Source organism: Nocardia sp. NPDC024068, assembly GCF_040638875.1.
GTDB lineage: Bacteria > Actinomycetota > Actinomycetes > Mycobacteriales > Mycobacteriaceae > Nocardia.
Genome location: NZ_JBEZYU010000074.1, coordinates 1 through 20493, shown reverse-complemented (window position 1 = coordinate 20493; position 20493 = coordinate 1). Strand labels below are relative to the sequence as shown.

The following is a 20493-nucleotide window of genomic DNA, read 5'->3' as shown; positions in this document are numbered from 1 at the left end:
CTGTCAGCCCTCGAGACTCGTGGCTTCGCCACATCGCTTCGAGGGCTGACAGCAGACGCGGGCCGAACCCTTTCAGGGTCTCGCTGAACTCGGCGCCGGGAGGGTGGGCCTTTCGCGCGGAGGTGACCATCCGGATGGGAACCAGCACGCCGGGTCATGTGCGGAAGGCAACACAACGGGCCCGCAACCCCCGCGGCGGCGGAGCCGCCGCCAATTAGACTGCGCTGGTGCGGACGTTGTTGATCGTCAATCCGAATGCGACTTCTACCACGGCGGCAACCCGTGATCTTCTCGCGCACGCTCTGGAGAGCCGGACTCAGCTCACGGTGGCGCATACACAGCATCGTGGTCATGCGGCGGAGTTGGCGCAGTGGGCGGCGACCAATGAGATGGATCTGATCGTGGTGCACGGCGGGGATGGGACGGTCAACGAGACGATCAACGGGTTCGTGCCGCTTCCGCAGGTCGACGACGGGCAGGCGTGGCGGCCGCGGCTGGGGATCATTCCGGGTGGGTCGGCCAATGTGTTCGCGCGGTCGCTGGATATCGCGCCCGATCCGGTGGCGGCGACCAATCAGTTGATCGATCTGCTGAAGGCCGGGGACGGTGATCGCCGGATCGGGTTGGGGATCACCGACGACCGCTGGTTCTGTTTCAGTGCGGGGGTGGGGCTGGATGCCGATGTGTGCGCCGCCATCGATGCGAGCCGCGCCAAGGGGCGTGCCGCGACCCCGGCGCGGTATGTGCGGACCACTGTCCGCCAGTTTTTCCGTACCAAGCGGGCCATGCCCGAGGTGACCGTGCATGTTCCGGGGCGTGAGCCGGTGACGGGGGTCCGCTACGCGTTCGTCACCAACACCAGTCCGTGGACGTATCTGGAATCGCGGCCGGTGCGGACCAATCCGGGCACTCGCTTCGAAACGGGTCTCGGAGTGTTCGCCGTGCGAACCATGGCGTTACTGCCTACACTGCGCCTGGCGACGCAGCTGTTGTCGCCGCACTCCGAGCCGAAGTCACGGAAATTGTTCCGGGACGACGACGTTCCGTCGGTGCGCATCTCCAGTGCCGAGCCCATCGGCCTGCAAATCGACGGTGACTTCATCGGCGAACGCGACGTGGTGGATTTCACCGCTGTGCCGAACGTCCTCGACGTAGTTGCTCCGCGACCGGTTTGAACTGACGCATTCGGGAAATACATCCCGTTGTGCTGCAGAAACCGGCGTGGGCGAGTACAAAGGACTGCGGCAGGTCCCCGATGTGGGACTGCAGTGCGTGAGCTTTGCCACGGTGCATCGGATACCTATTGACATCTACGGTGTTCGTGAAAGCATTCACAAGCAACCGTGCGGAAACATTCAGTTCGCACAAATGAACGACCCACCAACCGATCGGCGCCCTGTGCGGCGCCCTACAAAGGAGCAGAAGGAATGGACTGGCGCCATAAGGCCATCTGTCGCGATGAGGACCCCGAACTGTTTTTCCCGGTGGGCAACAGTGGTCCTGCGCTCGCGCAGATTGCCGATGCCAAGCTGGTCTGCGCCCGCTGCCCCGTCACCGCCGAATGCCTGTCCTGGGCCCTGGGTTCCGGGCAGGATGCCGGTGTATGGGGCGGTATGAGCGAAGACGAGCGGCGCGCGCTCAAGCGCCGCAATGCGCGCACCCGCACTCGTACGTCTGTCTGACAAGCGCGGGGAAGCGACTACCGGACCATTCAGCCCGGTCCGGGGAGTCGTGGAATGCCCGGCACCAGCCTTCTGGTGCCGGGCTGAATTTTTTCCGGAGCATGCCGGTCTCGGGCGTTCGTTATTTTGCCGAAATATGGCCCCTGAAAAATAGGGGGTGTTTTCGGACACAGCCGATCTCGGGTATGCATAATCGGTACAGGCGAGTTTCCGTCAGGTATCAACGTGCCGAACGGCGCCCCAGCGGTACCCGCAGGACCGCGTCCGTTCCGATATCCGCGCCCGGGTGCAGCCCGATGGATCCGCCCAATTCCGCGGTGACCAGAGTGCGCACGATCTGCAGCCCGAGGCTGTCCGACGATTCGAGGCTGAAGCCGGCGGGCAGGCCGCCGCCGTCATCGCTGATGATCACATCCAGCCAGCGTGCGGAGCGTTCCGCACGGATGGTGACCGTCCCGTTCTGACCGCCGTCGAACGCGTGCTCGATCGCGTTCTGCACCAGTTCGGTCAGCACCATCACCAGCGGCGTCGCCCGCTCTGCCGAGAACACGCCGAGGGAACCCGCCCGCCGCACCGTGATTCGCGCGGTGTGCACCGTGGCGACATCGGCCATGATCGGCAGCAGCCGGTCCACGACCTCGTCCAGATCGACCTCTTCGTCCACCGACATGGACAGCATCTCGTGTACCGAGGCGATCGAGGTCACCCGGCGCACCGATTCGGTGAGGGCCACCCGGGCCTCCTCGTTCTCGGTGCGCCGCGCCTGCAACCGCAGCAGCGCGGCCACCGTCTGCAGATTGTTCTTCACCCGGTGATGGATCTCGCGAATGGTCGCGTCCTTGCTCAGCAACGCCCGGTCCCGGCGCTTCACCTCGGTCACATCACGCACCAGCACCGCCGCCCCCGCCAGCTCACCGTGCGGCCGCAACACCAGGGTGCGCAGCAGCACCGTCGCACCGCGCGCCTCCACCTCCATCCGGCGCCCGGTCCGCCCGGCGAGCGCGGCCTGGATATCGCCCACCACTTCCTGCGCGTCGAACGGATCGGTCACCAGCGACCGCGTGGTGACCGCCAGATCCTGACCCGCCAGATCCGCCTGCAAACCCATACGGTGGTAGGCCGACAGCGCGTTGGGGCTGGCATAGGTGACGATTCCCGCGGTGTCGAGCCGGATGAACCCATCACCGGCCCGCGGGCTCGAATGCGTGGCCGCCCGGTCCTCGGTGGTCGGAAACGTCCCGTCCGCCATCATCTGGCACAGATCGTCGGAGCATGCGACATAGGCGATCTCCAGGCTGCTGCGCACCCTCGACCGCTGCCGGTCGGTATCCCGGCTCAGCACCGCGATCACATCGTCACCGCACCGCACCGGGATGGCTTCCCGGATCGCCTGTACCGGGTAAGGGTGGTAGACACCCTTGGCCTCCCCCTCGGTGTCGGTTCGCACGATCTCTCCGACGGTCAGCGCGTCGAACACCTGCGAATGCTCCGAACGCCGGGCGGTCTTGCCGACCAGGTCCTCCTGGTGCACCGTGGGCGCGGTGGTCGGGCGGCACTGGGCCACACAGACGAGATCCGCGCCGGCCTCGATCGGCCCCGCCCCGACCCACAACAGCAGATCCGAGAACGACAGATCCGCGAGCAACTGCCAATCCCCCACCACCCGCTGCAGATGATCCACCGCCACCCCCGGTAGATCGGTGTGCTCGGCCAGCAGGTCACTCAATGTGGACATAGGCAGGATGGTATTCGGCGCGCTTCCGGCACGCGGGGCCGAACCCTTCGGGGATCTCGGAGAACTCGGCGCTGTGCGGGTGCGGTCAGTCGATGACGGCGATGAGGTCACCCTGCTGGAGCACCTGTCCGGGGGTGACGGCGATGGAGGCGACTTCGCCGCCGGCCTCGGTGATCACCGGGATCTCCATCTTCATCGATTCGAGCAGGACCAGCGTCTGGTCGATCGTGACGCGGTCGCCCACCGCGACCTCGACAGTGAGCACCGTGGACACCATTTCCGCCCGCACTTCTTCCGCCATGACACCCCGTTCACTAGGTTCGTCCGGTCGCGAGGCCGGGGCCCGCTGTACCGCCGTCGGTACAGCCAATCACACGTGAAAGAATAGGCCGGATCAACATGTACTCCCCGCAGTCGCGGGAATTGTCCCCAGGAGGGAGCTACCTATGGGTAAGCGTGGCCGCAAGAAGCGCAGCCGTAAGGGAAACGCAGCCAACCACGGCAAGCGTCCCAACGCCTGAGCCGACCGGGCGCAGGCCCGGCACAGACCACGAACGGCCCGTACTTCGTTTCGAAGTACGGGCCGTTCGTCGTATGCGTATCCCCGGCGGGCCGGGCGCGATCGCGGCAGAGGGGTCAGGCGCGGCCGGGATCGGCGGTGACGTCGTCGGAGGTGATGGTCACCGAGCGGCGGATTTCGATCGTGAGACGTTCGCGCAGGGCATCGGGAGCCCTGTCACCACCGCATTTGCGGCTGAGCATGCTCTTGATCTTCTCCTCGATGCCGTAGGCCTCGATACAGGGCGCACAGTGGTCCATATGGTGCTGGAGGCGTTCGCGGGTGCGATCGTCGCATTCGCCGTCGAGCATCAGCCAGACATCTGCCAGTACCGCGGTGCAGTCGAGCTCCATATCGGGATCGCGCTCGGTGCTCACTGCTTGACCTCCTGGCGCACCGCCGAGGCGGTATCGGCATTCCCGGACCCCGGCGCGGTGCGGTCGAAACCTCGTTCGCGCGCCACATCGGCGAGCAAACCCTTCAGTTGTTTCCGGCCGCGATGCAGCCGGGACATCACCGTACCGATGGGAGTGCCCATGATGTCGGCGATTTCCTTGTACGGGAACCCCTCGACATCGGCGTAGTACACCGCCATCCGGAACTCCTCGGGCAGCTGGACGAGCGCGGCCTTGATGTCGTCGTCCGGTAGCGCGTCCAGCGCTTCGACCTCCGCCGAGCGCAACCCGGTCGAGCTGTGCTCGGCAGTGGCGGCGAGCTGCCAGTCGGTGATCTCGTCGGTCGGATACTGCGCGGGCTGGCGCTGTTTCTTCCGGTAGGAGTTGATGTAGGTATTGGTGAGGATGCGGTAGAGCCAGGCCCGCAGGTTGGTGCCCTCTTTGAAGGACTTGAAGCCGGCATAGGCCTTGACGTAGGTCTCCTGCACCAGATCTTCGGCGTCGGCGGGATTACGCGTCATCCGCAGGGCGGCACCGTACAACTGGTCCAGCATGGGCAGTGCGTCCCGCTCGAACCGCCGGGCCAGTTCGGCACCGGTCTCCGGCCGGCCGGCAGGCCGCTCGTCGGCGCCGGTTCCGGTCGCCACGTCGTCCTCGCTCGTCACACGTGTCCCTTCGATCGGCTTACCAGCCAAATCTACCGGCAGTGTGAAGTCGGAGAAGAACCGCGTGCGGACCGGAGCCGGATCGTGCTGGACCGGGCGTTGTTCGACGAGAACGGGCACCGTCACTCCTTCGCTTCCGCGGTGTTCGCATCCCGCGGGCGCTTCGCCCGCATATGCGCTGTTCTGCCGCGTACAACTACGCCGGCGGGCGAACTGTTCCCCATCACGGGAAAGTCACGCCGCGACCCGGGCGGGACCGGGCCGGCGGTAGGGTCGCGCCATGGCAGCAGGCGCCACACCGGCAATCCGCGCCCTGGTCACAGCCGGGGCCGACCATACGGTCCACGGTTACGATCACGATCCGCGCGCGGACTCCTTCGGCGGCGAAGCGGTCGACGCGCTGGCGGCCCGGCTGGGGGTGGCGCCCGAGCAGATCTTCAAAACACTGGTGTTGCAGCTGTCCACCGGGTCCCTGGCGGTGGCGGTGCTCCCCGTACCGCGGACCCTGTCGCTGAAGGCCGCCGCCGCGGCGCTGGGCGCGCCCAAGGCCACGATGGCCGACCGGGCCGCCGCCGAACGCGGCACCGGCTACGTCCTCGGCGGTATTTCGCCGCTGGGTCAGCGCAAACGGCTTCCGACCGTAGTCGACGTGTCGGCGCTGGAGTGGGAGCGGATGTTGTGCAGTGCGGGGCGGCGTGGGCTGGAAATCGAGGTGGCGCCCGTGCACCTGATCCGGCTCACCGGCGCTGTCACCGCCGCGGTCACGACCTGAGATCAGCGGAGCAGCACCGCCACGGGCAAGCCGGCGACCGCGGACGCGGCGACCCGGAGACGCCGGGCGGCGGTGTGTCGCGGACCGGTCCCCGCGTGCCGGACGGGTAATTCGGCTGGTCGCGGGCAGTCGTATGCGTTACTGGGATCGACCGTTCGACCGATCCGAGGATGTGATGCGATATGTCCCAGCGCAAACCTGTGCGCACCGCGTTCTTCGCCGTATCCGCGGCAGCGGCACTGCTGGCCGGGCCCGTCCTGCTGACGGCGCCGATGGCGACGGCGGCCCCGTCGCCGGAGTATCCGCTGGGCGGTGAGGGTGACGGCGGGGCCGGTACCGAGAACAAACCGGAGGACGACGCGGGCGAGCGCGCCGAACGCGCGGGCGGCGGACTGGCGTCGGAGGTGATCGATCTCGGCGCCGACCTGCTCAAATGTGGTTTGAGCATTGCCACGGAGGCGGTGAGCTGCCCGCTCGGCACCTGAACCGGCGAACTCCGGCCCGGAGCGGGCCCGTCCGCTCCGGGGCTCCGGTTCCCCCCTCGCGGCGGTCACAGCAGCGTGGTCTGCTCTCCGGGGTCGCCGACCGGCGCCAGCAGTTCCGGGCCGTTGTTCTTCACGCTGTTCACCAGGGGAGGCACCGGCCGGGCGGTGATTTCGGCGACGAGGGCCGCACTCGGTGTCTCCAGTAGTTGCGCGGGCGCGGGATGGTCCGGGTCCAGCCAGGCGGCCCAGTTCTCCTCCGGCATCGGCAGGGGCATCCGGTCGTGAATACGGGTCAGCTCCCCGACCGCGTCGGTGGTGAGGATGGTGCACGACAGCAGGGGTTGCGGATCGTCGAGCGAGCGATCCCGCCACACCGACCACAGACCTGCCATGTACAGGCGCGATCCGTCGGCGCGCGACATGAAATACGGGTGTTTGATCACCTTGGGCTTCTTGCCCTTGCCCGGGCCCGCCGGGTCGGGTTCGACCAGCCACTCGTACCAGCCGTCCATCGGCACCAGGCAGCGCCGGTACTTCACCGCGTCCCGGAACGACGGCAGCCCCGCGGCTTTGTCCGCGCGGGCGTTGAACAGCGGCTTTCCCTTCACGGGCACCCCGGGCTCGGCGGGTTTGGTCCAGTGCGGGATCAGACCCCAGCGCATCCGCCGGATCCGGCGGGTAGCGGGCTCGCCGGGATGGTCGTGGTCGTGCCGGTCGACCACGGTGAGGATCTGCGTGGTCGGTGCGACGTTGTAGTTCACCCCCCGATCCCGGTCGCCCGGGTCGGCGGCGGATTCGGCGGCCGCACTCGAATCGCCCCGTAGGCCACTACCCGATCCGGTCGCGGTGGTGGCACCGGTCTCGTCCAGCGCATCCAGTTCCACCGCGAGCCGCCCGGGATTGGTCGTCGTCGCATATCGCCCGCACATATTTCGATCCTGGCATCGGATACCGACAGATGAGCACAATTAGCGGCCGATGAACACAAATGTGTCCCGAGTGGACGACAATGGGGCTTGTACTGGGTGACGCGTTGAGAGTTATGCCCTAACATTCTCTCATCGGGGACGAGGCGGTCGTTGACTGCCCGTTCGCGCGCGCAGCTACCGCCCTACTTCCCGCAGAGGAGATCCTGTGACAACCACAGAAAAAGCCACCGAGAAAGAGTCGGTGCTCACCTCGGTCGATCCGGCCACCGGCGCGACGCTGGCCACCTATCCGATCGCCGACGAAGCGGCCGTCGCCGCGGCCGTGGCCAAGGCACGTGCCGCCGCTCCGGTCTGGGAAGACCTGGGTTTCGAGGGCCGTAAGAAGGCACTGCTGCGGTGGTCGAGCACATTGGTCGCCAAATCCGACGAATTCTGCGCGCTGATCCATGCCGAGAACGGCAAACCGCTCGACGACGCGTTTCTCGAACTGATGCTGGCGCTGGAACACATCGCGTGGGCGGCCAAGCACGCCAAGAAGACGCTGTCGCCGCAGAAGGTGCCCTCGGGTGCCACGATGGCCAACTTCGCGGCGCGGATCGAATACCGCCCGCTCGGCGTCATCGGCGTGATCGGCCCGTGGAACTATCCGGTGTACACCCCGAACGGTTCGCTGGCCTACGCGCTGGCCGCGGGTAACACCGTGGTGTTCAAACCGTCGGAGTTCTCCACCGGTATCGGCAACTTCCTGGCGGAGGCGTTCTCCGAGGCCAACCCGGAGCTGCCCGAAGGCGTTTTCGTCGCGATCAACGGTTTCGGCGCGACCGGCGCCGCCCTGGTGAAATCCGGTGTGGACAAGATCGCGTTCACCGGTTCGGCCGCCACCGGCCGCAAGATCATGGCCTCGGCCGCCGACACACTCACCCCGGTACTGCTGGAATGCGGTGGTAAGGACCCGGTGATCGTGGCCGCGGACGCCGATGTGAAGGCCGCCGCCGACGCGGTGGCCTGGGGCGCGACCTCCAACAGCGGTCAGACCTGCGCCGGTGTCGAGCGCGTCTACGTCGACAAATCGGTCAAGGAGGAGTTCCTCGCCGAACTCACCCGAATCCTGAAGGACGTCAAGCCCGGTTCGGAGGCCGGCGCCGCCTACGGCCCGATGACGATGCCCGGCCAGATCGCGATCGTCAAACGCCATATCGAGGCGGCGATCGCCAGCGGCGGCAAGGCCCTGCTCGGCGGGCCGGAATCGGTGAAGGGCCCGTTCATCGAACCGGTCGTTCTGGTCGACGTCGACGAGAACTCCGCGGCGGTCAAGGAGGAGACCTTCGGCCCGACCGTCACCGTCACCACGGTGAACGATATCGACGAGGCCGTCGATCTGGCCAACAGCACCACCTTCGGCCTGGCCTCGGCGGTGTACTCGAAGAAACAGGGTCTCGAGATCGCGCGGCGGCTCAAGGTCGGCGCCACCTCGGTGAACTCGGTGCTCGGGTTCGCCGCCATCCCCGGCCTGCCCTTCGGCGGCAGCGCGGATTCCGGTATCGGCCGCATCCACGGTGAACCGGGTCTGCGGGAATTCGTCCGCCCGCATTCGATCGCGGTGCAGCGGTTCGCGATTCCCGGGATGTCGCTGATGAGCTACAGCCGCACCCAGGCGAATATGAAGATGCTGCGCCGGTTGGTGCCGCTGCTGCACGGCCGGAACAAATAAAAGCGTCCGGCACAAGTGGTGAAGCGATCGGTGGTGCTCGGCGACACACTTGCGAGCACCACCGACGCGCATGTCACCCCGATGCGCGAAGATGGTCGGGTGAGTTTCTGGCCAGCGCCCCATGTCGATGCCCCCGTGCAGGCGACCGTCACCCTGCCCGGCTCCAAATCGATCACGAACAGAGCGCTCGTCCTCGCCGCGCTCGCGGACGGCCCCTCCACCATCACCGGCGCCCTGCGCAGTCGTGACACCGGGCTGATGATCTCCGCCCTGCGCGCGCTCGGTACCCAGATCATCGGGGACGCCGAAACGGTGGCCGTCACGCCCGCCGCGCTGACCGGTGGCCGGGTCGACTGCGGTCTGGCCGGGACGGTGATGCGGTTCGTGCCGCCGGTGGCCACCCTCGCCGCGGGCGACAGCGCGTTCGACGGCGATATCGCCGCCCGGGTCCGCCCGCTGCGCACCATCCTCGACGCCCTGCGCGGGCTGGGCGCGACCATCGACGGCGATGCTCTGCCGTTCACCGTCCGCGGCGGCGGCGCGCTGCGCGGCGGCGCCATCACCATCGACGCCTCGGGTTCCTCCCAGTTCGTCTCCGGCCTCCTGCTCTCGGGTGCGCGTTTCGACGAGGGCGTGATCGTGCAGCATTCCGGCAGCGCGCTGCCGTCCATGCCGCATATCGAGATGACCGTCGAAATGCTGCGCCGGGCCGATGTCGCCGTCGAATCTCCGGCCGATGCGCGCGGTGCGCAGACCTGGACCGTCGCTCCGGGCCCGATCCGCGCGGTGGACTGGACCGTCGAACCGGACCTGTCCAACGCCACCCCGTTCCTCGCCGCGGCCGCGGTCACCGGCGGCCGGGTGCGCATCCCGCACTGGCCCCGGCTGACCACGCAGGCCGGTGACGTGATCCGGGAGATCCTGGTACGGATGGGGGCCGAGGCCGGTTTCGACGACGGCGCGCTCACCATCACCGGACCGGACCGGCTGGCCGGTATCGATATCGACCTCCACGATGTGGGCGAGCTGACCCCCACCGTGGCGGCGCTGGCCGCGCTGGCGGATTCGGAGTCCCGGCTGCGCGGGATCTCCCATCTGCGCGGCCACGAGACCGACCGGCTCGCCGCGCTGTCCACCGAGATCAACCGGCTCGGCGGGCAGGTCACCGAGACCGAGGACGGTCTGGAGATCACCCCCGCACCCCTGCACGGCGGCCGCTGGCACTCCTACGCCGACCACCGGATGGCCACGGCGGGAGCGATTCTCGGTCTGGTGGTCCCCGGAATCGAGATCGAAGATATCGGCACCACCGCCAAAACCCTGCCCGATTTCGTCTCCCTGTGGGAGTCGATGCTCGACCCGGCGACGGCCGGACCGGGGGCGGCACACTGAGCCGGCGCGGCCGCTCCACCGCCTCCTACGACGAATCCGATGTACGGGTGCGGCCGGGGCGGAGTTCCCGGCCGCGCACCAAAACCCGCCCGGAGCATCGCGACGCGCAACCGGCGATGGTGGTGTCGGTCGACCGGGGCCGCTGGGGTTGTGTCCTCGACGGCGACCCGGAGCGCCCGCTGATCGCGATGCGGGCCCGGGAGCTGGGCCGGACGCCGATCGTGGTCGGCGACCGGGTGGATGTGGTCGGCGACCTCTCCGGGCGCCCCGATACGCTGGCCCGCATCGTGCGGGTGGCCGAGCGGACCACCGTCCTGCGCCGGACCGCCGACGATACCGACCCGTTCGAACGCGTGGTGGTGGGCAACGCCGAACAGTTGTTCATCATGGTGGCGCTGGCCGATCCCCCGCCCCGCACCGGTTTCGTGGAGCGGGCCATGGTCGCCGCCTACGCGGGCGGGCTGACTCCCGTGCTCTGCCTCACCAAACACGATCTGGCCGTGGATTCGGATTTCGCGGACGCGTTCCACGATCTGGACCTCACGATCGTGTACGCCGGGGTCGACGATCCGCTGGACGCCACACTGGCGTTGCTCGAGGGGCGGCTGACCTGCTTTATCGGTCATTCCGGCGTCGGGAAGTCGACCTTGGTGAACCGGCTCGTCCCGGACGCCGCACGGGCCGTCGGCGAGGTGTCGGGCGTCGGGAAGGGTAAGCACACCTCCACCCAGTCGGTCGCGCTGGCGCTGCCGGGCGGCGGCTGGGTCATCGATACCCCCGGGGTGCGGTCGTTCGGCCTCGCCCACATCACTCCCGACGATGTGATCGCGGCCTTCACCGATCTCTCGGATGCGATCGAGAACTGCCCGCGCGGGTGCACCCACCTCGGGCCGCCCGCCGATCCGGAATGCGCGCTCGACGACCTACCGGACCGGGCCCGCCGGGTCGCGGCCATCCGGCTGCTGCTGGTCGCGCTGAATTCCAACGACCAGTGGTGATCCGGTTCGGGGCGGCACCCGGCCGGCGATAGCGCGGGCCCCGCGATCATGTCAGCGTTTCGGCTTCTTGGGTGGCAGCGAACGGGCGAACCGCGCACCGCGGCCGACCCAGGTATCCAGTTCCCGGTCGCCCGCCACCGCCTCGGCGGTTATCCGCAGCCAGCCGTCCAGCTCGCGGCCCTGCATCACCATCGGCGTCACCGTACGGTCGTCGACCAGGTCCGCGGCCGCGGCCGGATCCATCCGGACCATGAGCCCGCCTTCGCGGCTCACGGCGACACCCATATTCCCACCGAACAGAAAGGCCAGCCCGCCGAACATCTTCCGTTCGGAGATATCGGGACCCGGCTCCACGGTGTCGCGGACGCGTTCCGCCAGTTCTTCGTCGTAGGCCATCGGGTCATTGTGCGCGTGGCGGCCGACAGTTTCCGTCCCGGCAGCACGCGGCAAAGATTCACTTGTTATGCTTCAAACATAACAAGGAGGTGCCCATGACGACCCCCACCACGATCCGGCTCGGTCTCCTCGCCGGATTGCCGCCTGTCCTGTCCGCCGTCCCCAACATCCTGTTGCTGAATGTCGCGGCAGATCGGCTGCCCGACCCGATAGCCACGCATTTCGGTGCTCACGGTGCCGATGGGTTCACCGGCCGGGTCGCGACCATGTTCGTCTCCGCCGGCGTGAGTATCACGCTGGGAGCACTGTTCGCGCTGATCCTCGTGGTGGGCGCCCGGACCGGCAAACTGAAGCGCACACCGGACACACCACTGGACCCGATCCGATTCATGGTCGCCACCGCGTGGGGTGTCGGCGCTTTCACCGGCGCCCTCATGTTCTTCGGCACCCGCGCCAACCTGCATCTCGCCGATGCCGCGGCGGCGCGCCTGCCGGGCCTGGCGGTTGTGGCGGCCCTCGCCATCGGGGTGCTGTTCGCGGCAGGCGGCTGGCTCAGCGCACCGAAGGCGCCGATGACGCCGAATGCGCAGGCACCGGCCCGGCCACTGCCGCTGGGCCCCACGGAACGCGTGAGCTGGACCCGCCGGATCTCCTCACCGTGGATGCTGCTCGGCGGGCTCGCCATGGTGGTCATCGGTGCAATCGCCGGTATCGTCACGCAACCCGGGATCGGCGTGATGCTGGCGCTCACGGGCGTACTCCTCGCTCATCTGGGCGTGATCCGGGTGGTGGTGGATCAACGCGGTCTCACTGTCGGGACCGGACCGTTCGGCTGGCCGCGCTGGCGGCTGGGCCCCAACGAGATCACCTCGGTCGCCACCGAAGATCTCTCCCCGGTCCGGTACGGCGGCTACGGAATCCGCATGATCCCGGGAGCGACCGCGGTACTGCTGCGAAGCGGACCCGGCATCGTGGTGACCCGGCGTTCGGGCCGGCACTTCGCGGTATCGGTCGACGACGCCGAAACCGGAGCGGGTGTGCTGGCCGGTGTCGTCGACCGGGCGGCCTGAGCGGTGTTGATCCGGGTCGACCCGGCGCGATCGGAACCCCTGGCCGATCAGATCGCCGCGTGCGTCCGCCGGGCGATCGCCGACGGCGAGGCCCCGGCGGGCGGGCGGCTGCCCGGGGCCCGCGAACTGGCCGCGTCGCTGGATGTCAGCATTCATACCGTGCTGGCCGGGTACCAGCAGTTACGCACCGAAGGTCTGATCGACCTACGCCGCGGCCGGGGCGCCACGGTCCGCGCGGGCGCAGCCGACGGGCGGGCCGCGGTCATCGATCTGGCGCGCCGGCTCGTGACCGCGGCCCGGCGCATCGACCTCGACGACGAGGAACTGCTCGACCTGGTGCGCGCGGCCGCCGGCGGCGAGCGCACCGCGCCGGCGGTCGACGTGCCCCGGAAACCCTAGGCGCCGATCCCGGCGGCCGCCGGTGCGACCCGGCCGGGGTGGCGCTCGTCGGTGCCTGTCTAGAGAGCCACACGCCAGCGCGACAGCCGGCGTTCGACGCCTACGAGAACAGCGTTGAAAACCAGCCCCACCAGGGCGATGGCGATGATCCCGGCGTACATGTCGGGGATCTGGAAGTTCAGCTGGGCAGCGGTGATCAGATAGCCGAGACCGGCCTTGGCGCCGACCATTTCGGCGGCGATGAGAACCAGGATCGACGAGGCGGCGGCCATCCGGAGTCCGGTGAAGATCGTCGGCACCGCGGCCGGAAGCACCACCTTGTACACCAGCGCGATCTGGGAGAAGCCCAGTGAACGCGCCGATTTGATGAGCAGTGGGTCCACCGTCCGCACCCCGGAGATGGTGTTCAGCAGAGTCGGGAAGGTGCACGCGTAGATCACCACCGCCACCTTCGAGGTCTCCCCGATACCCAGGATCAGGACGAACACCGGCAGCAACGCCAGCGCGGCCGTATTGCGGAAGAGTTCGAGCACCGGATTCAGGAAATCGGCCACCGGCCGGTACCAGGCGATGGCGACCCCGAGCGGAACCGCGAACGCGGCGGCGATCACGAAACCGGTCAATGCCCGCGACAGGCTCGTGGACACGTGCTCCCAGAGTTGCCCGTTGCCCACCAGTTCGAAAAAGGTCTGGGCGACCTCGGTGAAGGGCGGCAGGAACACCCGGTCGACCAGCCCGGCCCGCGGGGCGGCCTCCCACAGCGCGAGGAAGGCCAGGATCGCGAACGAGGGCTTGGCGACCCGCCAGGCCAGACCGCCTGCGCGGTGGCCGAGCCGCCGGACCGGACCGGGCGCCGCCTCGCGAGAGCGCGGCGGTGCGGGCGCCGCGGAGGTATCCGGGATGCGGTCGAGGGTGCCGGCGGCGAGAGCGCTAGACATGCTGAACCTCTTCGGTCGTCGAGATATCCGCGAGTTCGAGCGACCGGGCCCGCTCCACCTCGTCGTGCAACAGCGACCAGACCCGGTGCCGCAGATCGCGGAAACCGGCACCGGACCGCACATCCTCGGCGGTGCGGTCGATATCGACGTCCACCACCGTTTTGACCCGGCCGGGCCGCGAGGTGAGCACGGCCACCCGCTGCCCCAGGTAGATCGCCTCGTCGATGCTGTGAGTGATGAACAGGATCGTCTTACCGGTGCGCTCCCAGATGCGCAGTAGTTCGTCCTGCAGCGATTCCCGGGTCTGGGCGTCCAGCGCCGCGAACGGCTCGTCCATCAGCAGCACCTCGGGGTCGAAGGCGAGACTGCGCGCGATGGCGACCCGCTGCTTCATCCCGCCCGAGAGTTCGTGCGGGTAGCGGTCGGCGAAACCGGTCAGCCCGACGAGTTCGAGGTAGTGCTCGGCGCGGGCCCGGCGTTCGGCCCGCGCCACCCCCTTGGCCTCCAGCCCGAATTCGATATTGCGGCGCGCGGTGCGCCACGGCAGCAGGGCGTACTGCTGGAAGACGATGCCGCGATCGAGACCCGGCCCGGTGACCGGCTCACCGTCGAGCAGGATCCGGCCCGACGTCGGCGTGGAGAGTCCGCCGAGCAGATCCAGCAGCGTGGACTTCCCGCAACCGCTGGGCCCCACCAGCACCAGGAATTCGCCTGCCGCCAGGTCCAGGGTGATGTCCTCGATCGCGGTGAGCCCGGCCTGCTGCCCCCGGATCGGGAACTGTTTGGTCACCTGCGCCAGGCGGAGTTTGGGTGTACTGCTCATTTCTCACCAGCCAGTGCTTGTCCGTCGGGTCCGCTCTCGGCGGGATAGGTCCCGTTGGCGTACGGGTTGTATTCGTTGGTGTAGAGATCGCGGGCCGTCAGTTCGCCCTCGTCCAGTTCGCCGTTGCGCGCGAGCCAGTCGATCCAGATCTGCAGTTCGCGGTCGGCGATCACCGCACCCGGCACCGGGATGCCGGAGCTGCGCCAGTATCGGATCGCCCGATCGCTCTCGGCGCGGCCACGCTTGTGGATGATGTCGAGAAAACGGGCGACCACCTCGTCGCGCGGATGAATCTGCGTCCAGCGGACCGCCCGCGCCGTGCCCTGCACGAAATCGCGCACCGCATCGGGGTTGGCGGCGATGAAATCGTCGCGCATCACATAGGTGCCGTAGCTGAACGCGCCGAACAGATCGCGATCGGTGAACAGCGCTCGGATACCGCCTCGTTCGAGCGCCACCTCCCGCTGCACACTGCCGAGAGTGGCCACATCGATCTGGCCCTCACGCAGGGCCTGTTCGGTGTTGACCGGCGGGACCACGATCAGCTGGACAGTTTTGATCTCCTCGGGGGTGAGGCCCTGCTGGGCGAGCCATTCCCGGGTGAGGAACTCGTGATGCGCACCGAGGGTGTTCATCCCGACTTTCTTCCCGATGAGGTCACGCGCCGTGCGGATCGGGCTGCCGTCGAGGACGTAGTAACCGGTGTAATCCCCCTGGTCCGCGCCGTAGGAGCTGAGCACCGAGGTGATCGGGGCCCCGGCCGCGTTGAGTTTGACCACCGCGCCGTTGAACGCCGAACCGATCTCCGTTTCGCCGGTCGCGGCCGACTGGATGTCCTGCGGGCCGCTGGTGGTATCGCCCACCCATTCCAGCTGGATCTTGTCGAAATAACCGAGATCCGCGGCCAGTTCGTGGAACAGCACGTCCCCGGACCAGCCCTGGTATCGCACGATCGTACGGCCGTCGGCGGTTTCGGCGGCCTTTCCACCCGCCCCGCAGCCGCAGACCAGCAACAGCACGGCGGCGACCAGCGCGGTCCCCACCCGGCCGAGCGGCCGGCGGTGCACTCGTGACTTCGGGCGTCCTGGCATGGCATCGATCCTTTGGGTGATTCGGCTGCCAGTTATGGTGCGGGCGCCGCGGCGAAGTCTGAACCGTTTGGGTCAGGGCGAGTCGAACCGGGCGCGGCGTCCCGCCCGTTCACCGCCCCGGCAATACGCCCGGAATCGGTACGTCAACAGGGATATCGCGTCGAATTTCCCTGTGCGCCATAGCGAATTCAATGTCCTGCGATGTAATCCGAAGGCGTGTCGGTTCGCTCCCCGGTCGTCCCCGGAGCGGGTGCCGTACCGGTCCGGTTCACCGAGGGGAAGGTCAGTTCCGATGGTTCAAGAGCCGGGCACCTGGGCCGGTCTGAAGCAGGACGCGTCGCAAGACCTGCTGTATTTCGATCCGGCCGCAGCGGTGACCGGGGCCGAAGCGGCGAAGCGGATGGTCGATCAGATGCTGGCCATGCGGGCCGCGATCGACGATTTCTATATGGACGAACTGGGCAACTTCACCGGCGGCATCCTGACCTCGGGCCAGAAGCTCGCCGAGATCTACAACAAGCGCGCCGACCGGTTGTCCACGGTTCTACAGGACCACGCCAATATCGGCACCGAGATGGCGAACGCGTTCGTCCAGGCCGGCCTCTACTACCGCCGGACCGAAGACCAGAACTCCGCCGAACTCGACAAACTCGCCGCGTTCCACATCCCGGTCGAAGCGACCTCGGAGATTCCGAGCCTGTACACGGGCGGCACCCGGTACGACGGCATCGACTATCCCGACGGGGAATTACGCGACGGTGGTCGGCCGGGAACCCAGGACGACTATCTGTACACGCCCGCGGCCGGTCTGCCCAACGAATTGCAGAACTACCTCGGCCGCCAGGAATCGATATCGCCGGACATCGTCGGGCTGGAGAACAGTGCGGCCCTGGGCTTCACGCATTTCCGTGGTCTCGCGGACAATCTGCCGTGGGGCGTTTTCGTGCTCGCGGGCATATCGCGCCGCTGGTGGCAGCTGGCGGCACATACGAAGGCCGAACTGGAGAAGTTCGAGACCGCCATCGAGAGCATTCAGGACAAATGGCTCGGCCAGGCCGCCGACCGGGCCCGCACGGCCACCCGGAACTACGTGGACGCGATCGCCCCGCTGTGGAACTCCATGTTCTCGATGAGCGAGAACATGCACTACAGCGCGGACTGGCTGAGCCGCACCCAGATGTCGATGCCGAAGGAGGATTTCACCTTCACCAGCACTTCGGTCGAGCAGGCCGTCCTCCAGCGGTATCGGGAGGAGTGGGAGAAGCACTACGCCGAGGGTATGCGCAACAGCCTCCGGGAGATGCCGGTGATCGAAGGGCCGATCGCCGAGCCCAAACCACCGCCACCGCCGCCCAATGACGACAACAACGGCGGGGGCGGCAACGGCGAGGGCGAGGGCGGCAACAGCGGGAGCGGGAGCGGCGGGGGTGGCAACAGCGGGAGCGGCAGCAGCGGGCAAACCCCGGAAGAGGCATACGGCGAGGGGTACGACGAAGGGTACGAGAAGGGCTTCGAGGACGGTTCCCAGCAGGGCAACGGCCAAGGAGAAGGTCAGGGCCAGGGCAGCGGCGGGCAAGGCGGGGGCCAAGGCCAGGGCAGCGGACAAGGCCAAGGCGGTGGACAGGGCGGCGGCCAAGGCGGTGGCGAAGGCCAGGGCAGCGGACAGGGCAGCGGCGAAGGCCAGGGCAGCGGACAAGGCGGCAGCGAAGGAAGCGGGGGTCAAGGCGAGGGTCAGGGCGGCGGTCAGGGCGGCGGTCAGGGCGGCGGTCAGGGCGGCGGCGAAGAAGTTCCCGATGTACCCAGCTACGACCAGGCCGAGTACGGCTCCGGGGACCAACCGGCCGGCGCCACCCACCAGGACCCCACCTCGAGCGAACCCAGCGGAGCCGTCGAAGGCACCCCGATCCCGACTCCGGTCACCGGCACCACCATGCCGAAGAACCCCACCGCCGCCGATATCCTCTCCAAGCTCACGGGTATCCCGAAGTCGATACTGCCCGATGCCCTGAAGGATCTGCCGATCACCGGCAAGGACGGCAAACCGCCCACCCTCGCCGACGCGCTGGCCACCATCACCGGTATCCCCGTCGATCAGATGCCGCAGGAACTGCGGGACACGCCGCTGGAATCGCTGTATTCCGAGGACTCCCCGTACGGCATGGTCGATACGTTGTTCGGGGCGTTCGGTGATGTTCCCGGCGGCGCCGCGGGCGCGACGCCGACCGATCAGGAAGCGGCGATCTCCGCGCTGCTCGGCGGTACCCCGGGAGTACCGGCCGGCGACTCGTCGGTGCCCGGCCAGCAGCAGAACATCCTCGAACGCCTCACCACTATGCTCACCCAGGGCGTCCAGGCCTTCACCCAGTCCGGCAGTATGCTGCCCGGATTCGACCAGCTGCAGCAGCTGCTCGATCCCAGCGGTGTGCAGCAACATCTGGAGCAACTGCTGGACCCGGCCAAACCCCTCGCAGCGGCCGGTATTCCCGTCGGCGACGTTTCCGGTGGCGGTGGAGGCGGTGGGGTTCCCGCCGGAGACTCCGGTCCGCTGGAGCCGTATCCCGGTACGAAACCGAGTCCGTTCCCCCGGGCCTCGGTCGGCGGGCCGGGTCTGGAACTCGCCGGGTACGCGGGTGTATCCGCAGGTTCCGGCAATCCGGGCGGTTCACCGGGTATGCCCATGATGGGTTCGCCCGCCATGGGCGGCGGCGCGCCCGGCCGGCCGGGCGGCGGCGAGGACCATACGCCGGCGGAATTCTTGGTCGGCCGGGAAAATCTGGACGAAGTGTTCGACGATTCCCCGGCCAAGGTGCGGCCGGTGATCGAGCAGTGAGCCATACCTGGGAGCTGACCGACCTCGAATTCGTGCTGCTGTGCGAAGAACACGGGTGCTCCGAGATACCCGTTCCGTTCACCTTCACCAGCCGCACCTGGCTGGCCGCGGACTACCGGCAGGAGCGGGAGAAAACCCTGCGGGCCCTCCGTGAGCGTGACGATTCGGATCTGGAGGCGATGGCCGGCGCGGTCGCCCGGCCGGACGTCACCATCGTGGCGCAGTGCTGGGACGAACAGGATCCGGAGCGGCCGGAGGGCTGGACCCGGGTGCACGCGGTGCGGCAGCGGGCGCGTGGTTTCGTGATCACCCAGCGCCCCGGAGAGACGGTCTGGCACAGTGGGGGTTTCGATGTGACCGTCTGCGATCCGCACGCCCTCGCCGAGGCCGCACTGGATCTGCTGCCGCACGAGAAGGCCGGCCGGATGCGCCAGATCACCATCGTCGACCCCGAGACCCTCCCGGACGCCCGGCCGTTCGTTCCACTGATCAGCGACGACGACGAACCCGAGGACGACGAGGCCTACCGCAGCGAGGCGTTCCTGAACGCGCCCGCGACCGCGACCGGACTGGTCCGGGTCTTTCAGGGCCGCTCCATGTTCGGGCCACGCGGCCGGGTCGATATGGGGCTGCGGTGGCGGGATCTGCCCGACGACGGGCGCTATGTGATTCCGCTGGCCGCGGAGGTGCCGGTGGCGACCGGGATGGGAACCAAGGGCATGGTCGACTGGGTGCAGGAGCAGGTCGCCGAGGTGGTTCTGCGTCTGGACCGCAACCTCGAACACGAGGAGTGAACGGCCCCGCGGCCACTCACTTCTGGTCTGTCGGCGTGGCGCGTCGTGCGACGCGCGGGCGATGACGCCGCAATCCGCGGCGCGTCGGCGGTTCCGGCCCGAATAACAAACCGGCGGGGATGATTCCGGATACGATGCGCGCGTCGATGCAGTTCCTCCGCGACCGGTCGCGAGGTATCGATGCAATCGTCCGGACCACGACTCCGGATATCTGTGTACGACAGCACCTCCCATCCCGCATGTCATCGAGCACAGAAGGAACGATGTCGAGAATATTGATCATCAGCGCGGCCGCGGCCGCGCTCGTATGCGCCGGCTCGCCGGCAGTCTGGGCTCATCCCCAGTCCGGTACCCGGCCCGGTGCCGCGGCCACCACCGGAATCCACAATCCGGCGGGCAAGGATGATTCCGTCGCCCAGCTACCGTTCAACGATCGAGAGTTCCTCCGGGCCAGCGCGTTCGACGACGAGACCCGGCCGGTACAGGACGGTGCCATCGCCCTGGCCCACGCCCAGTGCGACTATCTCGACCAGGCCGGGAACACCTCGGCGAACCGCACCTACCTCGCCGAGGAAGCGCGGCCTTTCGTGGAATACCCCTACCTTTTCCTGGCGGCCGCGGTCGGGTCCTACTGCCCGCGGCACGGTACGACGGGCTGAGCGGATCGGTCGCGCGGACCGCACCGCGCGGATCCCGCGACCGGACGACGAAACGGCGGCGCCCCTCCGATCGGATCGGCCTCGAATTCCCCACTATGGTCCGGATAGCGATCATGGTTTCCACCCACACCCAGAGCTCGGCCTATCCGCTGGCGGTGGAGCAGTTCGCG

Annotated in this window: 21 protein-coding genes; 12 read left to right on the top strand and 9 right to left on the bottom strand. The window is 68.1% G+C overall.

From position 1 onward, the window contains the following. Positions 1-227: 227 nt before the first annotated feature. Together AB0F41_RS29230 and AB0F41_RS29225 are read left to right on the top strand one after the other, a co-directional pair. The gene (locus AB0F41_RS29230) at positions 228-1175 is read left to right on the top strand and encodes a diacylglycerol kinase family protein (RefSeq protein WP_357429381.1); all 948 of its coding nucleotides are present in this window, start codon (positions 228-230) and stop codon (positions 1173-1175) included. A gap of 252 nt (positions 1176-1427) precedes the next feature. Further along, the gene (locus AB0F41_RS29225) at positions 1428-1682 is read left to right on the top strand and encodes a WhiB family transcriptional regulator (protein WP_062998119.1); all 255 of its coding nucleotides are present in this window, start codon (positions 1428-1430) and stop codon (positions 1680-1682) included. A 220-nt stretch (positions 1683-1902) separates the two neighbouring features. On the opposite strand, the gene AB0F41_RS29220 is transcribed toward AB0F41_RS29225, so the two are convergent. The 4 genes from AB0F41_RS29220 to AB0F41_RS29205 all read right to left on the bottom strand — a co-directional run bounded on the left by AB0F41_RS29220 (position 1903) and on the right by AB0F41_RS29205 (position 5018). Next, on the bottom strand, positions 1903-3417 hold the full coding sequence (locus AB0F41_RS29220; protein ID WP_357429379.1) for a histidine kinase N-terminal domain-containing protein: 1515 nt from the start codon (positions 3415-3417) through the stop codon (positions 1903-1905). A gap of 85 nt (positions 3418-3502) precedes the next feature. After that, positions 3503-3718, bottom strand: coding sequence for a biotin/lipoyl-binding carrier protein (locus AB0F41_RS29215; RefSeq protein ID WP_357429377.1), 216 nt, complete (start codon positions 3716-3718; stop codon positions 3503-3505). 335 nt (positions 3719-4053) lie between these two features. Then, entirely contained in the window at positions 4054-4329 is a 276-nt protein-coding gene (rsrA, locus tag AB0F41_RS29210; RefSeq protein WP_357429388.1) for a mycothiol system anti-sigma-R factor, read from the bottom strand. Positions 4330-4349: 20 nt separating this feature from the next. Further along, on the bottom strand, positions 4350-5018 hold the full coding sequence (locus AB0F41_RS29205) for a sigma-70 family RNA polymerase sigma factor (protein WP_357429387.1): 669 nt from the start codon (positions 5016-5018) through the stop codon (positions 4350-4352). A gap of 298 nt (positions 5019-5316) precedes the next feature. On the opposite strand from AB0F41_RS29205, the gene AB0F41_RS29200 reads away from it, so the two are divergent. Continuing rightward, positions 5317-5808: an aminoacyl-tRNA deacylase gene (locus AB0F41_RS29200; RefSeq protein WP_357429375.1), complete on the top strand. Its 492-nt coding sequence runs from the start codon at positions 5317-5319 to the stop codon at positions 5806-5808. A gap of 182 nt (positions 5809-5990) precedes the next feature. Beyond that, positions 5991-6293, top strand: a complete 303-nt coding sequence (locus tag AB0F41_RS29195; RefSeq protein WP_357429373.1) for a hypothetical protein — start codon at positions 5991-5993, stop codon at positions 6291-6293. A gap of 65 nt (positions 6294-6358) precedes the next feature. On the opposite strand, the gene AB0F41_RS29190 is transcribed toward AB0F41_RS29195, so the two are convergent. Continuing rightward, on the bottom strand, positions 6359-7222 hold the full coding sequence (locus AB0F41_RS29190; protein ID WP_357429371.1) for an SOS response-associated peptidase: 864 nt from the start codon (positions 7220-7222) through the stop codon (positions 6359-6361). A 205-nt stretch (positions 7223-7427) separates the two neighbouring features. On the opposite strand from AB0F41_RS29190, the gene AB0F41_RS29185 reads away from it, so the two are divergent. The 3 genes from AB0F41_RS29185 to rsgA all read left to right on the top strand — a co-directional run bounded on the left by AB0F41_RS29185 (position 7428) and on the right by rsgA (position 11323). Continuing rightward, entirely contained in the window at positions 7428-8933 is a 1506-nt protein-coding gene (locus tag AB0F41_RS29185) for an aldehyde dehydrogenase family protein (RefSeq protein WP_357429369.1), read from the top strand. A gap of 81 nt (positions 8934-9014) precedes the next feature. After that, positions 9015-10325: a 3-phosphoshikimate 1-carboxyvinyltransferase gene (aroA, locus tag AB0F41_RS29180; protein WP_357429385.1), complete on the top strand. Its 1311-nt coding sequence runs from the start codon at positions 9015-9017 to the stop codon at positions 10323-10325. After that, entirely contained in the window at positions 10322-11323 is a 1002-nt protein-coding gene (gene rsgA / locus AB0F41_RS29175) for a ribosome small subunit-dependent GTPase A (protein ID WP_357429383.1), read from the top strand. The genes aroA and rsgA overlap by 4 nt, the downstream gene beginning before the upstream one ends. A gap of 51 nt (positions 11324-11374) precedes the next feature. Here rsgA and AB0F41_RS29170 read toward each other — a convergent pair whose 3' ends face one another. After that, positions 11375-11719, bottom strand: a complete 345-nt coding sequence (locus tag AB0F41_RS29170) for a TfoX/Sxy family protein (protein WP_357429367.1) — start codon at positions 11717-11719, stop codon at positions 11375-11377. A 95-nt stretch (positions 11720-11814) separates the two neighbouring features. On the opposite strand from AB0F41_RS29170, the gene AB0F41_RS29165 reads away from it, so the two are divergent. Then, positions 11815-12789, top strand: coding sequence for a hypothetical protein (locus AB0F41_RS29165; RefSeq protein WP_357429365.1), 975 nt, complete (start codon positions 11815-11817; stop codon positions 12787-12789). A 3-nt stretch (positions 12790-12792) separates the two neighbouring features. After that, complete coding sequence (locus AB0F41_RS29160; RefSeq protein WP_357429363.1) at positions 12793-13188, top strand: GntR family transcriptional regulator; 396 nt, start codon at positions 12793-12795, stop codon at positions 13186-13188. 59 nt (positions 13189-13247) lie between these two features. Here the strand turns inward: AB0F41_RS29160 and AB0F41_RS29155 are convergent, their stop codons facing one another. The 3 genes from AB0F41_RS29155 to AB0F41_RS29145 are packed head-to-tail and all read right to left on the bottom strand — an operon-like array spanning position 13248 to position 16040. Continuing rightward, positions 13248-14126, bottom strand: a complete 879-nt coding sequence (locus AB0F41_RS29155) for an ABC transporter permease (protein WP_357429361.1) — start codon at positions 14124-14126, stop codon at positions 13248-13250. After that, positions 14119-14949, bottom strand: coding sequence for an ABC transporter ATP-binding protein (locus AB0F41_RS29150; RefSeq protein WP_357429360.1), 831 nt, complete (start codon positions 14947-14949; stop codon positions 14119-14121). Before AB0F41_RS29150 ends, AB0F41_RS29155 begins: the two co-directional genes overlap by 8 nt. Beyond that, on the bottom strand, positions 14946-16040 hold the full coding sequence (locus AB0F41_RS29145) for an ABC transporter substrate-binding protein (protein WP_357429358.1): 1095 nt from the start codon (positions 16038-16040) through the stop codon (positions 14946-14948). Before AB0F41_RS29145 ends, AB0F41_RS29150 begins: the two co-directional genes overlap by 4 nt. 292 nt (positions 16041-16332) lie before the next feature. On the opposite strand from AB0F41_RS29145, the gene AB0F41_RS29140 reads away from it, so the two are divergent. The 3 genes from AB0F41_RS29140 (at position 16333) to AB0F41_RS29130 (ending at position 20323) form a co-directional block, all read left to right on the top strand. Continuing rightward, positions 16333-18870: a hypothetical protein gene (locus AB0F41_RS29140; protein ID WP_357429356.1), complete on the top strand. Its 2538-nt coding sequence runs from the start codon at positions 16333-16335 to the stop codon at positions 18868-18870. Next, positions 18867-19664, top strand: a complete 798-nt coding sequence (locus tag AB0F41_RS29135) for an ESX secretion-associated protein EspG (RefSeq protein ID WP_357429354.1) — start codon at positions 18867-18869, stop codon at positions 19662-19664. Before AB0F41_RS29140 ends, AB0F41_RS29135 begins: the two co-directional genes overlap by 4 nt. A gap of 263 nt (positions 19665-19927) precedes the next feature. After that, entirely contained in the window at positions 19928-20323 is a 396-nt protein-coding gene (locus tag AB0F41_RS29130) for a DUF732 domain-containing protein (RefSeq protein WP_357429352.1), read from the top strand. Positions 20324-20493: the final 170 nt, after the last annotated feature.